Source organism: Hymenobacter polaris (assembly GCF_012927305.1).
Taxonomy (GTDB): Bacteria; Bacteroidota; Bacteroidia; order Cytophagales; family Hymenobacteraceae; genus Hymenobacter; species Hymenobacter polaris.
On record NZ_JABBGH010000002.1, the window covers coordinates 1192789 to 1206580 of the forward strand.

Annotated in this window: 9 protein-coding genes; 4 read left to right on the forward strand and 5 right to left on the reverse strand. The window is 62.4% G+C overall.

Going from position 1 to position 13792, the window contains the following annotated elements; translation table 11 throughout:
* Window positions 1-14 precede the first annotated feature (14 nt).
* The 4 genes from HHL22_RS15235 to murB form a co-directional block, all read right to left on the reverse strand.
* Window positions 15-455: a response regulator gene (locus HHL22_RS15235; RefSeq protein ID WP_169532195.1), complete on the reverse strand. Its 441-nt coding sequence runs from the start codon at window positions 453-455 to the stop codon at window positions 15-17.
* A 31-nt stretch (window positions 456-486) separates the two neighbouring features.
* Complete coding sequence (locus tag HHL22_RS15240) at window positions 487-2805, reverse strand: ATP-binding protein (RefSeq protein WP_169532196.1); 2319 nt, start codon at window positions 2803-2805, stop codon at window positions 487-489.
* 37 nt (window positions 2806-2842) lie between these two features.
* Entirely contained in the window at window positions 2843-3418 is a 576-nt protein-coding gene (locus tag HHL22_RS15245) for a biliverdin-producing heme oxygenase (protein WP_169532197.1), read from the reverse strand.
* 193 nt (window positions 3419-3611) lie between these two features.
* Window positions 3612-4658, reverse strand: a complete 1047-nt coding sequence (murB, locus tag HHL22_RS15250; protein ID WP_169532198.1) for a UDP-N-acetylmuramate dehydrogenase — start codon at window positions 4656-4658, stop codon at window positions 3612-3614.
* A 114-nt stretch (window positions 4659-4772) separates the two neighbouring features.
* On the opposite strand from murB, the gene HHL22_RS15255 reads away from it, so the two are divergent.
* Window positions 4773-5315: an RNA 2'-phosphotransferase gene (locus tag HHL22_RS15255; RefSeq protein ID WP_169532199.1), complete on the forward strand. Its 543-nt coding sequence runs from the start codon at window positions 4773-4775 to the stop codon at window positions 5313-5315.
* 148 nt (window positions 5316-5463) lie between these two features.
* Here the strand turns inward: HHL22_RS15255 and HHL22_RS15260 are convergent, their stop codons facing one another.
* Window positions 5464-6012 carry a hypothetical protein gene (locus HHL22_RS15260; protein WP_169532200.1) on the reverse strand — a complete coding sequence of 183 codons (549 nt, stop codon included), beginning with the start codon at window positions 6010-6012 and terminating at the stop codon, window positions 5464-5466.
* Between the two features lie 294 nt (window positions 6013-6306).
* On the opposite strand from HHL22_RS15260, the gene treA reads away from it, so the two are divergent.
* The 3 genes from treA to HHL22_RS15275 all read left to right on the forward strand — a co-directional run bounded on the left by treA (window position 6307) and on the right by HHL22_RS15275 (window position 13790).
* A complete protein-coding gene (gene treA, locus HHL22_RS15265; RefSeq protein WP_169532201.1) occupies window positions 6307-7992 on the forward strand; it encodes an alpha,alpha-trehalase TreA in 1686 nt (561 codons plus the stop codon).
* 1013 nt (window positions 7993-9005) lie between these two features.
* Entirely contained in the window at window positions 9006-12107 is a 3102-nt protein-coding gene (locus HHL22_RS15270) for a SusC/RagA family TonB-linked outer membrane protein (RefSeq protein WP_169532202.1), read from the forward strand.
* Between the two features lie 147 nt (window positions 12108-12254).
* Entirely contained in the window at window positions 12255-13790 is a 1536-nt protein-coding gene (locus HHL22_RS15275; RefSeq protein WP_169532203.1) for a RagB/SusD family nutrient uptake outer membrane protein, read from the forward strand.
* Window positions 13791-13792: the final 2 nt, after the last annotated feature.

A 13792-nucleotide genomic window follows, 5' to 3' on the forward strand; every position in this document is an offset into this window, starting at 1 on the left:
CCGGCAAAGGCAACTTAGTTCAGGCGGGGCAGCTCGGTGGCGTCCAGCCAATAGCTGATGATGAGGCGAATTTTTTCTTCCAGCGCCGCGTACTCAATTGGCTTAGTAAGGTAGCTATTGGCCCCTAGGTAGTAGCAATCCTCCACGTCGCGGGTATTGGCCGACGAGCTAAAAATAATGACTGGAATGGCATGCAGGCGCGGGTCGCGCTTCACCACATCCAGCACCTCGCGGCCATCGAGGCCAGGCAGGTTCAAGTCCAGCATCACAATGGCGGGCAGCGTCGCGGGCCAGCCCACGGCCCGGCCATAGCCCTGTAGGTATTCCAGAGCTTGGTCGCCGTTTTCGCAGCGTAACACCGGGTTTTGCAGCGCGTTCTTACGAAAAGCCCGCCCGAGAGCATTAAAATCCTCGGCGTTATCCTCCACGACTAATACGGGTCTGAGCGGTTGCATAGCGAGTACCTAAATAGTGATGAGTGATAAACTAATCTGCTTGGGGCAGTGAGAAGTAGAAAGTAGCGCCCTCGCCGCGGGCCGACTCGACCCAGATGCTGCCGCCCTGCCGCTCCACCATGCGGCGGGCAATGGCTAGGCCGGCGCCGGTGCCGCCGCCGTACTTGTCTTGCCCGTGCAGGCGTTTAAAGAGCTTAAATATACTGTCGTGGTGCCGGGCGTCGATACCGATGCCGTCGTCCTGCACAAAAAAGAGGTGAAAGCCGGTTAAATCTAGCTCAACACCAGCTGGTACGGTGCCAGCCGGGGCTAGTCCCACTTTTACGTGCTTGGTGGGGCGGTCGTTGTATTTGGTGGCGTTAGCAATGAGATTATTAAAAATCTCCATCACCCGCACCCGGTCGCCCTGCACGGGCGGTAGGTGCGGGGCGACCGTTACCACGGTGTTGGTTTCGAGCAGGCGCGGGTGCAGCAAATCCAGCACCTCGGCCAGCAGCTCGTTCATGTCCACGCGCTCGGGGCTCAACTCCTGGCGGCCGGCGCGGGCCAGCTGCAGCAGGCCCTCAATGAGGCCTTCCATGCGCTGGCTCAGGCGCACCAGCGTGCGCAGGCGCTGCACGGCCTCGTCGTCGAGCTGCTCGGCGTAGTCTTCCAGCAAGAAAATGGAGTAGTTATGGATGCCGCGCAACGGCTCCTTCAAGTCGTGCGAGGCCACGTAGGCGAAGGCGTCCAGCTCGTCGTTGCTGCGCTCCAACTCGGCGTTGAGGTGTAGCAGAGCTTCGGCGCGGGCCTGCACCTCGCGCAAGGTGCGCAGCTGTTGGTCGGCCACAAACTGGCGAATGGCCACGGCGGCCTCTACCTCCACCTCGAGCCAGGGGGCGGCCATCAGCTCCACGGTTTGCTTCCAGGCCTCAAACGACTGGCGGGGCGAGAGAAAAAGCTGCCCGTTGGCCAGCTGCTGGGGCTTGTCGTTCTGCCCGGCCCACGTCACGGTGTGCACCTGCTCGGGCCGCACCCACAGCAAAAAGTCGTCGGAGCCCGGCGCGAGGCGCACGGCCAGCACACCGGCGGCGGTGGCGCGCAAGGCTTGGCCCAGGGCGGCATCGTGGGCGGCCAGCGAATGGGTGTGAAACACTTCGCCGCGGGCGTGCTGCCGCAGCCAGCCCAGCAGCCGGTGCAGCTCGGGCGCGGGTGGGGTGGTGCCCACCTGGGCGCAGGCCACCTGCTGTTCGAAGCACACGGCCGCCCCGCCGCAGTCGAACACGCCCGCCAAAGTGGGGCTGCCCTGGGTGAGGGCGGCCAGTAAATCGGGCTGGGCGGCGGCCTGCTCCAGCAGCTGGCTTTGGCGCGCCTGCACCCCTAGGCGGTAGGCGTAGCCATCTTGCAGCTGCTTGGTTTTCAGCAGGGAAGAAAACGTTTTACCGATAAACTGGCACAGGTCGCGTAGCTCGTAGCTCACCAGCCTAGGGGTGAGGTGGTGGCAGGTAATCATGCCCCACAGGCGCCCATCTTCAATGAGCGAGATAGTCATGGTGGCCGCCGAGCCCAGGTTGTGCAGGTACTCGAGGTGGATGGGCGACACGCTGCGCAGCACCGAATACGTCATGTCGGGCGGGCGGGCGTGGCCGGGCGGGCAGGTAGGCACCAGTCGCGCCGGCTGGTAGCGGGCGTCGGGGATGAAGCGCAGCCAGTTTTTCAGGTACAGCGCCCGCGCCTGCTGCGGAATATCGGAGGCCGGGTAGCGCAGCCCCAACCAGGGCGCCAGGCCGGGCGCGGTAGCCTCGGCTACCACCTCGCCGCTGTCGTCGGGGGCAAAGCGGTAGATGGCCACCCGGTCGAAGTCGGTGATGGCGCGCACCTGCTTGGCCGCCAACTCGCACAGGGCCAGCACGCTGTCGGCCGTCAGCAGCTGCCCTAGGGCCTCGTTGAGGCGGGACAGGTCGAGGGCGCTGGCGCTGGTATCGGTTTCGGCCACCGGCTCAAACTCCAGCCACAGCAGCCTGTCGAAGCGGTGCAGCACCAGCTTGTAGAAGGGCGCCCCGGCAATGCCTTCTAGGCGGGTGCCCAGCAGCCGCGCCGTTTCGGTGAGGGTGGGCAGCAGCGCCGTTACCTCGGCCGTGCGGCTGCGCCCCAGCAGGCGCCCTAGGGGCTGGCCCAGCAGCTCAGCCGCCGGCAGGCCCACGTGGGTGGCCGTGTTTTCGCTGGCCTGCACGATGAGGTGCGTGGCCGGGTCGAGGCACAGCAAAAAGCCGTAGGGCTGGATGGCTCCCGGAAGGTGAATCGGCTCGGTGTCGCAGTTGGTAATGGTAACGGCCGCGTGGTCGGCCGCCGCGGCGGGGCTAGGGGACATAGGCTATGAAAGGGCGCTGGGCGCGGCAAAGTTCGCGCTATTCACCCAGCCACACCGCTAGGTCGTGAAACGTGCGCACGGCCGAAGCTACCAGCTCGTCCTCGTTTTCGGGGGTGGCGGCCGCGGCCAGCAGGCGGCAAGTAGCTTGCCAGCGCGGTCCGGTGAGGGCGCCGTAGGCCGTAAAATAGCGGCGGGCCGCGCCCAGGCCCACTTTTTCGAGCTGCCGGGCTATCACCTGGCCGCCCAGCGTCGAGCCCTCCAGCACGTAGAGCACCCCTAGGGCCTGGGTGGGCGTGGCCAGCGGCGGCAGCACCGGGCACAGCGGCAGCGGCAGGGCCGAGCGGCCCAGCAAGTCCTGTAAATCGAGCGGGATGAGGTAGGCGCGCCGGCGGCTAAACAACTCCCAGGCTGGATCGAGGGCCGGCCCTAGGCGGTTGATGCCTTCTTCGAGGGGCAGCACGAAGCCAAAGAGCTTGCTCAGAAACCAGGCCGCGTCGGCCGCCTCCACAGTGCCGGCCGCCAGCGCCTGGTTGAAGCGGTTGGCTTCTACGGCCTCGTGCTGGGCGTGGGTTTCGCGGCGCAGCCGCTGCAAAATGGGTGGGGTGGGGTTCAAGTGGTTGGGTGGTTGAGTAGGTAAGTTCCTGGTTTATGGTGGTTGGCAAACAGGCGGTTATGCTGAGCAGAGTCGAGGCATCTCTACCGCGTAAGTAATCCCAATGTTAGAAGTTAGTTGCGCGGTAGAGATGCTTCGACAAGCTCAGCATGACCGCCTTTTTAACCCGTCAACTACCCAGGCGCTTACCTACTTACAAGATATTCACTTCAGGGTGCAGCTCGATGCCAAACTGCTCGCGTACGCTGCGGATAATATCATCGGCCAGAGCGCGCAGCTCGGCGCCGGTGGCCCCGCCGTGGTTGACCAGCACCAGGGCCTGGCGCGCGTGCACGCCGTGGGTGCCTAGGCCCTCGCCGCGCCGCAAGCCTTTGAAGCCGGCCTGCTCGATAAGCCAGCCGGCGGGCACCTTCACGCCGCCCGGCACCGGGTAGCCGGGCAGGGTAGGGTAGCGGCGCTGCAGCTCGTCGAACTTGCTCTGCGAAATTTCGGGGTTTTTAAAAAACGACCCGGCATTGCCAATGTCGGCGGGGTCGGGCAGCTTCGAGCGGCGAATGTGCACCACGGCCCGGCTCACGTCGTGCGGGGTGGGCTCGGCCTCCACCCCCAGGTCGGTAAGCGTGTCGCGGATGGCGCCGTAGCTCACATTGAGGGGGCGCCGGGCGGCGGCGCGGTGCAGGCGCAGCACCACGGCCGTGACGATGTAGCGTCCCCGCAGCTCGCGCTTAAATACGCTCTCGCGGTAGCCAAAGCCGCACTCCTCCTTCGAGAATACGCGCAGCTGCCCGGTGCTGATTTCCAGCGCTTCCAGCCGCTCAAAGGCATCTTGCAACTCCACGCCGTAGGCGCCGATGTTTTGCAGCGGGGCCGCGCCCACTGTGCCGGGTATCAGCGACAGGTTTTCGAGGCCGTGCAGGTCCTGCCCTAGGGCATATTCCACCAGGCCGTGCCAGCTTTCGCCGGCCCCGGCGCGCAGCAGGGCCGCGTAGGTGGCGGCGTCTTCCTCCACTATTTCCAGGCCCTTCATCTCGTTTTTGAGCACCACGCCCGCAAAATTCTCGGTCAGCAGCAGGTTGGAGCCGCCGCCCAGCACCAGCAGCGGGCCGGCCTGCACCTCGGGCAGGGCCAGCAGTTGGCGCAGTTCATCGGCCGAGGCAAAGCGGGCGAAGTAGCGGGCCTCGGCCTCCAAGCCAAAGGTGTTGTAGGGGCGCAGCGAAACGTGTTCTTCGAGCAAAGGCATGCCGCAAAGGTCGGCAAGCCGCGCAAACTGCGCGTGGCCCCCTAGGCCCAGCCGCGGCGCCTAAGCGGTAGCCGCAAGCCAGGCGCTGGCCGCGTCTCCCTTATTTTTAACCCCATGACGCCCGCCGAAGCCACCCGCCACAGCAAGTTTCTGAGCCAGCACCTGCGCCACCAGCCTGAGGCCCTTGGCCTAACGCTGGCGCCCGGCGGCTGGGTGCCAGTAGCCGATTTGCTGGCCGCCTGCGCCGCCCACGGCCACCCGCTCACCCGCGCCGAGCTAGCGGAAATCGTAGCCGGCAGCGATAAGCAGCGCTTCGCGTTCGATGAAACCGGCCAGCGCCTGCGGGCGCAACAGGGCCACAGCGTGGCGGTCGATTTGCAGCTGGTGCCGGCCACGCCGCCCGCCGTGCTCTACCACGGCACCGTGGCGGCGGCGCTGCCCGCCATCGGGCGCGAGGGCCTACGCCCCATGGGCCGCCACCACGTGCACCTATCGCCCGACGAGGAAACGGCCCGCCGCGTGGGCAACCGCCGCGGCCCGGCCGTGCTGCTGCGCATCAATGCGGCGGGGCTGCACCAAGCCGGCGGTGTTTTTTACCAAAGCGGCAACGGCGTGTGGCTGGTCGCCGCCGTGCCGCCGGAGTTTATTGGTAAGTAAGTGAATGAGTAGACGAATAAATGAGTAAGCGAGGCGGTCATGCTAAGCCTGCCGAAGCATCTCTACCACGCCCCTAGGGTACTGTTCGAGAGAGACGCTTCGGCAGGCTCAGCATGACCGCCTCACTTACTCACCTACTCATTTACCGCTACGGGATGTTGGCGTGCGCGGTGAAGCGCGAGTCGGCGCGGATGTCGGTGTCCTGGCGCAGAGGCTGGGCAATTTGGGCCTGCGTGGTGAGGGTGTACGAGCTGGCTTTTAAGTACTTGTCGAGCTGGTTGCCGGCCGGGTTCAGGGTGATGCTGGTTTGGCTTTTAGGCACGGGGCTCAACGAGGCGAGCAGCACCTTGTCCGAGCCGCTCGCATCGCTGGAAATGTAAATGCTGATGCTTTGCAGAAAGTCGAAGTTCTGCGTGCTGGGGTTGGTAGTGGTGAGTGTCAGCTGGTCGAGGGTCACGTTTTGCACGTACTGGGCGCTCGTGTTATTGTTCTGGTACGTACTCTGCGCCGTCGATTTCACCGTGGAGCCCGGCAGGCTAAGCACCGCCCCCGCCACCGTGGCCGAAGCTGGGATGGTGAAGCTGGTGGAGTCGTTGACCTGGAAGCTGAGCAGGTTGGCGATTTTCTGGCAGCCAACCCCTAGGGCCAGTAACGCCACGAAGACAATAAAGAGCTTGAGGAAACTAGATTTTTTCATAAAAATAAGAAGATAGCAATGGTTCAGCTAAGGTAAAGTACGAACGCCCAATACCACCCGGATTTTAGGTGAACTATTATTTTTGCTGGTCGAATTGCTGGTCTAACGTGCTCAGAACGCCCGTTTGCGCCGTGATAGAACGGCGAGGCTAATCGACGCTGCCTCGCTTAGCTGCTGCGAACTACAATGCTGTTTGCTATTGGATAAGTACTAATTGCGGCGGATATGGTAGGTGCATCCCTAAATTGGGAAAATTCGCCCGTGGCGTACCTTGCCCGCCTGATTTCCACCCCCATGAAACACCTTTGGCTCACGGCCGGGGCGCTGCTTTTATCGGCCGCCACCCGGGCCCAAACGCCGGCCAGCCCCGGCTCGGCGGCTTCGCTGCCTACCCCGCGCCAGCTCTACCCCGGCCTGTTTGAAGCCGTGCAGCTCGGCCGCGTGTATGCCGACGGTAAAACCTTCGTGGATGCCCGGCCCTCGGGCAGTGCCACGCCCGCCGAGATAGTAGCCGCCTACGAAAAGCAGCGCACCCAGCCGGGCTTCGACCTGAAAGCGTTTGTGGGTCAGTATTTTCTGCCGCCCGTGGCCGCCACCGATTTCTACCATAGCAACGTGGCGGCTGGCATTCGGGCGCACCTCGACACGCTGTGGACGGTATTGCAACGGCCGGCCCAGCCGCAGGCGGTGCCCTACTCGTCGCTGCTGCCGCTGCCCAGGCCCTACGTGGTGCCGGGCGGGCGCTTCCGCGAGATGTACTACTGGGACTCGTACTTCACGATGCTGGGCTTGCAGCAGGCCGGGCGCACGGCCCAGGTGCGCGACATGGTGGCCGATTTCGCCTCGCTCATCGACCGCTACGGCCACATTCCCAACGGCACGCGCACCTACTACCTTACCCGCTCGCAGCCCCCGTTCTTCGCCCTGATGGTGCAGCTGCTGGCCCACGCCGAGGGCCCTAGCAGCCAGGCGTATATCCAGTTTCGGCCCCAACTGCAGCGCGAGTATGCCTACTGGACCGCCGACGGCGCCCAGCCCCAGCCCGGCACCGCCACCCGCCTGGCGGTGCGCATGCCCGGCGGCGAGCTGCTAAGCCGCTACTGGGACGACAGCGACCAGCCCCGCGAGGAGTCGTACCGCGAGGACGTGGAAGCCGCCAAAACCACCGCCCAGCCGCCCGCCGAGTTTTACCGCAACGTGCGCGCCGCTGCCGCCTCGGGTTGGGACTTCAGCTCGCGCTGGTTTGCGCCCGGCCAGGGCCTAGGCACCATCCGCACCACCCGCCTGGTGCCCGTTGACCTCAACTGCCTGCTGCTGACCCTGGAGCAAACCCTAGGCCGCGCCGCCCACCAGGCCGGCGACTCTACAGAGGCCCCGCGCTACCGCCAACTGGCGCGGGCGCGGGCCGCCGCCATCCGCCGCTACTGCTGGGACGACAAGGCCGGCTTCTACACGGATTATGACTTGGATGCGCGCCAGCCCACGGCGGCCCGCACCCTGGCGGCCGTCTTCCCGCTTACCTACGGCGTGGCCACGCCCGCCCAGGCGGTGCTAGTGGCGGGGCACCTGCGGCGCGAGTTTTTGCAGCCCGGCGGCTTGCTGACGACGCCCGTGGCCAGCGGCCAGCAGTGGGACGCGCCTAATGCCTGGGCCCCGCTCGAGTACCTGGCCATTACGGGGCTGCGCCGCTACGGCCAGCACGCCCTGGCTGATACCATTGCTCACCGCTGGATGCGCGTGAACCTGCGCGGCTTTGCCCAAACGGGTAAGCTGCTGGAAAAATATAACGTGACGGCCACCGGCAGCGCCGCCGGCGGGGGCGGCGAATACCCCCTGCAAGACGGCTTCGGCTGGACCAACGGCGTGCTACTGACCTTACTCAACGCCCCGCAGCCTACCCAGCGCCCCGCCGCGGCGCGGCGCCCCCTGGCTCCGCCCCGCAAGCCGGAAGAACAGAAGCGGACAAAAGCTATTCAGTGAAGCTGCCCACTGCCGCGGGCCTAGGCGCTAAGCAGCCATTGGCTAAGGCCTGACGTACGGAACCTAACGCAGGAAATAAGTAGCGCCGCGTGGGTGAATAGGCTTGCTGAGTATACCGCCGCACATTGGCCGCATAAGCTGGCGCGGTAGCGATGCCCAGGCCGAGGGCCCTAGGTGCTGAACGAAGCAGGCGACCTAGCACTGCGTGAAAGGGCTAGGGCAAAGGGCCTAATTAACCCAAGTTGCGGAGCATAAGCAAGTCATCAATTCCCCTCTTTGGCCAAGGAGGCGATGCTTTGGCGAAGCCGAAGCGGGGGTGGTTGACGTCGGTGAACGACCCGCCCACCAACTCGTTCAACGCCTACAACCACCCCCGTTGGCGCGGCGCGTCAACATCCCCTCCTTAGCTAAGGAGGGGAGTGCACTGCCTGGCACTACCTCGCAACTTGGGTTAACTATGCGCCGCTAGCTGTCCCGCTTAGAGGCCAGTTAGCGAGCCAAAAGCTTCTGCAGTAGCAAACACTTGAAGTACAGCGCGTGAAGCGGATGATTCGGGTGCCGAGGTGATAAGTTTGGGTTAGTAGTCAGGTAAAGCTTGACTAGGAATACACTAGCTGACCAGAGCACAGGGCACTTAATTTTTCAATAACACAATCGTTAATTAAATTTTTATGATGTTGATTTAAAATGGGTTATAAAAGATTAAAGTTGATGTGCTAGGCATTTGGTAAGTCTGAGCGCTGGGAAAGTAGCTGGCTCTAGCTTTGCCATTCGTCTTTTGTTCAGTACTATTGCCTTTAGGTTAGCTGAATAAACGGCCACGGGGCAACTTATTAGCTCCTTCTGCGGGAGGAAGCTGGCGTGGGCGCTTGTTACTGATTTGCACAATCGTTTGTGAATTGTTTGTGCTTCCCTCCTGTTGCTTTTACTATTTTCCCACCCAACCCCTTTCTTTTATGAGAAAGTCAATACCAAAAATGCGGCGGCTCGTATTGCCCGCTGCACTTAGCTGCTTGGCGTTCCAGCCGCTCCTGGCCCCCGCAGCCACCCCTAGGGCCCATCGGCTGGCGGTGCTGGCTGGCCCCGTAACCGGGCGCATTGTAGATGAGAAAGGCAACGGGATGCCGGGTGTGAACGTGGTAGTGAAGGGCAGTAGCCTCGGCACCCAAACCAATGCCGACGGTAACTACACCCTGGAGGTGCCCGATGGCGCTACCCTGGTATTTTCCTTCGTGGGCTACGCAACCCAGGAAGTAGCCGTGAACGGCCGCAGCACCGTGAGCCTGGCCCTGGTGCCCGATAGCAAGTCGCTGGCCGACGTGGTAGTGGTGGGCTACCTGGCCCAGGACCGCCAGAACGTGAGCAGCGCCGTAAGCGTGCCTAATTTAAAGGAAGCCACCAAGCAGCCCGTGCCCACTATTACGCAGGCGCTGCAAGGGCAAGTAGCTGGTCTGCAAGTAACTGGCTCGGGTGGCCCCGGCGATGCGCCGGTGGTAATCATTCGGGGAGCGGGCAGCGCGGGTAATAGCAACAGTGCCCCGCTCTACGTCATCGACGGGTTGTGGACCGACAACATCCGCGACCTAAACCCCAACGACATTGCCACGCTCACGGTGTTGAAGGACGCTTCCTCGACGGCCATTTACGGCGCGCGCGGGGCGAACGGCGTTATTCAGATTACCACCAAGAAGGGCAAAGCGGGCGTGCCTACTATCGGCGTGAATGCCTACGCGGGCATCGACAATGTGTATAAGCGCTACCAGCTGACCAACGCCAGCCAGTGGGCCGACCGCGCCGTGCAGGCCTACGCTAACGCGGGCATCAACCCGCTCAACGCCGGCCAGAATAGCTTGGCGGGCGCGGTGAAAGGGCCGGGCGGCGCCTTTAACCCCAATATTGATACCGACTGGCAGAAGGAGTTTTTCCAAACCGGTAAGGTAGAGGACTATAACGTCAACTTTTCGGGTGGCACCACTGGGGAAGGCGTGAGCAGCAACTACCTGATTTCGGGCGAGTACTTCCACCAGGAAGGGATTGTGAAAGGCCCCGACTTTAAGCGCTACAGCTTGCGCCTAAACTCGGGCATGACCAAAGGGCGCTTTAAGTTTCAGGAAAATGCCCAGCTCACGCACATCAACACGACGCTGCTGAACGGGGCGCCGTTTATTGATGTGCTAACGATACTGCCCAGCGTGCCGGTGTACGACCCGAACAACCTCGGCGGCTACGGCACGGGCTCAACCATTAACAACACCTTCGCTACCAACCCCGTGGGGGCGCAGCAGCTACTGCGCCGCACGCAGTCAGACAACCGGGTGGCGGGCAACATGACGTTCGATTACTCGATTTTCGACTTCCTGACTTACCGCCTCAACCTGGCCATGGATGGCCATACCTACAGCAACGCCGATGCCCAGAAGCTGGGCATTCTGCGCCAGAACACGCAGATTAATACCTCGTCGCTAAGTGAATATCAGGGCTACGACGTGTTTTTGATGGCCGAAAACACGCTGAATTTCAATAAGAGCTTTGGCGACCACCACGTGAACGTGCTGGGCGGCTACTCGGAGCGCTACTACGACTACCACAACACCACGGCGCAAACCCAGGGCTTCACGGCCACGCCGCAGTACTACTTCCAGCTAAGCGCCGGCCAGACAGTGGGGGTGGTGCAGGGCACCGAGGGGGTCATTACCAACCGTTCGTACTTCTCGCAGGCTACCTACGACTACAAAAACCGCTACCTGCTGAGCGGTAGCTACCGCCGCGACGGCTCGTCGCGCTTTATCGAGCAGAACCGCTTTGGCAACTTCGGCGCCGCTTCGCTGGGCTACCGCATCAGCGAAGAGGACTTCTTTAAAAATGCCCTGCCTGCCGTCAGCAACCTGAAGCTGCGCGCCAGTTACGGCGTTATCGGCAACGACCAGCTGACGGGCGACTACTACGGCGCCTACCTGCCCACGCCCAACATCAACCAGAACACCAACTACGTGCTGGGCAACGGCCAGGTCATCACCAACGGCCGCACCCAGGTAGTGCTGGCTAGCCCCGGCTTGCAGTGGGAAGAGCGCCGCACCAAGGATGCGGGCCTCGACCTGGCGCTGTTCAGCAACCACCTGACCCTGACGGCCGACTACTACATTTCGGAAACGCGCAAGGCGCTGGCCCCAGTAGTGGTACCCATCTACACGGGCAACTTCGGAACGGTGTTCCAGAACGCGGGCAATATTGAAAACCGGGGCGTAGAACTGGCCCTAGGGTACCAGAATAGCACAGCCAGCGGCTTCACCTACAGCATCAACGGCAACATTACCACGCTGCGCAACCGGGTGCTGGCGCTGCCCAACGCGGGCCAGACGCTGGTAGATGCCCAGGGCCTGACCAGCACCAGCGTGGGTACCAGCTTAGGGCAGTTCTTCCTGATTCCAATGGCCGGCATCTTCCAAAGCCAGGATGAGGTGAACAATTACAAGTCGGCCGATGGCAAGGTGATTCAGCCCTACGCTTCGGCCGGCGACGTGAAGTATGCCGACACCAACGGCGACGGGGTAATTGACGTGAAGGACCGGGTGCACGTGGGCTCGGCTTTCCCTACGCTGCAGTACGGCTTCAACGTGAACCTCGGCTACAAGGGCTTCGACCTATCAATTTTCGCGCAGGGCGTGAGCGGTAACCGTATTTTTAACAACGCCAAGGTGGCGCTGGAGAGCTACAACGGCCCCACCAACTTTGAGGCGAACGTGCTGCCCTGGACGGCCGATAACCCGTCAAACTCGGTGCCGCGCGCGCTGCAGGGCGGTAGTGCTAACCCTAACTTGGCCCTGGCCGCGTCGCAAAACGCCCTCTACCAAACCACGCGCTGGCTGGAAGACGGCTCCTACCTACGCCTGAAAAACGTGCAGCTAGGTTACACTTTCGGAAAGAACCTGCTGGGCTGGGCCCCGGCCATTGGCAGCCTGCGCGTGTACGTGACGGGGCGCAACATCGTGACCTTCACCAAGTACACCGGCTACGACCCCGAAATCACGGGTACTGGCTACTTCGGCCGCGGCGTAGATAACAGCGCCTACCCCAACGTGCGCACCTTCACGGGCGGTGTGCAAGCCACTTTCTAGGGCCTAGGGCTTAGAAGAACGTCGGGCGGCACCCGCCGCGGCAGCTAACTCGCATCGATTGAATGAGCACGGCGTGCGAGCTGCGGCGGCAGGATTTGCAAGATATTCTTCTAAGGCGTTCTCCATCAATTTATTACTTCTCTTTATATGAAATCCCACAAACTCTTCACCCTGGCTTTGGCGAGCACGCTGGCTGTGGCAACCAGCTGTAAGAAAGACCTGCTCGACCAAACTAATCCCAATACGCTGTCGGTAGCCCAGTTCTGGATGACGGCCGACGACGCCAATAAGGGCATTATTGCCTCGTACTCGGGCATTCAGCAGTACGGCGTGTACGACCACTGCTGGCAGTTTATGGCGGCTCGCTCCGACGAGTCGTACAGCCAAAGCCCCTACGTAGAGCTGGCCGTATTCACCCGCTTTATTCAGGCGAATAACCTGTTCTTTATTTCGGCCTACGCCTGGAACGACTACTACCGCACCATCTACCGCACCAACCAGGCGCTGAACCACATTCCGAGCATCACGATGGATGCGACGCTGAAGGCGCAGTACATTGCGGAGGCCCGCTTCATCCGGGCGCTGATGTACTATGACCTGGACTCGTTCTTCGGCAACGTGCCGCTGATTACGGAAGACCCCACCGTCACTACCCGCGTGAAGCAGGTGACCCCGGCTGAGGTGGAAGCGCAGGTAATTGCCGACCTGCAAGCTGCCATTCCGGACCTGCCCACTGCCTACGCCGCCGCCGACCTGGGCCGCGCTACCAAGTACGCCGCCCAAGCCCTACTGGCTAAGATGTACATGCAGCAGCACAAGTACCAGGAGGCGTCGACCCTAATGGCGGGCATTATTAGCTCGGGTAAGTTTTCGTTGACAGCCAATTACCTCGATAACTTCACGGAAAGCAACGAGAACAATAGCGAGTCGATTTTTGAAGTGCAATACACCAGCACTCCGCTCGACGTGGGCCAGGGCCAGGACAACGCATCGTCGTCGGAGGGCTACGACCGCCCCAACTTCTTCGGTCCCCCCGTGTACTCGTTTGCCGACGTGCAGCCCCGCCAGTCGCTCACGGCCTCGTTCACCGACTCGACGGTAGCCCTAGCCCCTGGCAGTACCAAAAAGCACCTGATTGACCCGCGCCGCGATATTTCTATTATCAGCTCGCTCAATCCCGGGTTATTTTACGGAAAGACCTTTACCCAGCTTGGCTACGACGCCAGCCAGCAGTACTGGCGCAAGTACCTGAATGACCGCACCCGCACCACGCCCGAAAACTTTACCTCGGGCATTAATTACCGCCTGATTCGCTACGCCGACTTGCTGCTGCTGCAAGCCGAAGCCCTCAATGAACTGGGCCAAACAGCCCAGGCCGTGACGCTGGTAAACCAGGTGCGGGCCCGCGTAGGCCTGGCCGGCGTATCGGCCGCCAACGCTAGCAGCCAGAGCACCCTGCGCCTCTACATGCGCGACGAGCGGGGCCGCGAGCTGGCCGGCGAAAACCAGCGCTGGTACGATATTGTGCGGTGGGGCCTGCTCGACAACCAGGCCGGCCTGAACTACCTGATTGCTCGCGATGCTGACTTCACCAACTTCGTGCTGGGCAAGTCGAAGCTGCTACCCATTCCGCAGACGGACATCGACCTAGACCCCTCAATCAAGCAAAACCCTGGGTATTAAGT

Coding starts and splice junctions, on each gene's coding strand:
- HHL22_RS15235 (WP_169532195.1), bottom strand. CDS start 455: ATGCAACCGCTCAGACCCGTATTAGTCGTGGAGGATAACGCCGAGGAT.
- HHL22_RS15240 (WP_169532196.1), bottom strand. CDS start 2,805: ATGTCCCCTAGCCCCGCCGCGGCGGCCGACCACGCGGCCGTTACCATT.
- murB (WP_169532198.1), bottom strand. CDS start 4,658: ATGCCTTTGCTCGAAGAACACGTTTCGCTGCGCCCCTACAACACCTTT.
- HHL22_RS15255 (WP_169532199.1), top strand. CDS start 4,773: ATGACGCCCGCCGAAGCCACCCGCCACAGCAAGTTTCTGAGCCAGCAC.
- HHL22_RS15260 (WP_169532200.1), bottom strand. CDS start 6,012: ATGAAAAAATCTAGTTTCCTCAAGCTCTTTATTGTCTTCGTGGCGTTA.
- treA (WP_169532201.1), top strand. CDS start 6,307: ATGAAACACCTTTGGCTCACGGCCGGGGCGCTGCTTTTATCGGCCGCC.
- HHL22_RS15275 (WP_169532203.1), top strand. CDS start 12,255: ATGAAATCCCACAAACTCTTCACCCTGGCTTTGGCGAGCACGCTGGCT.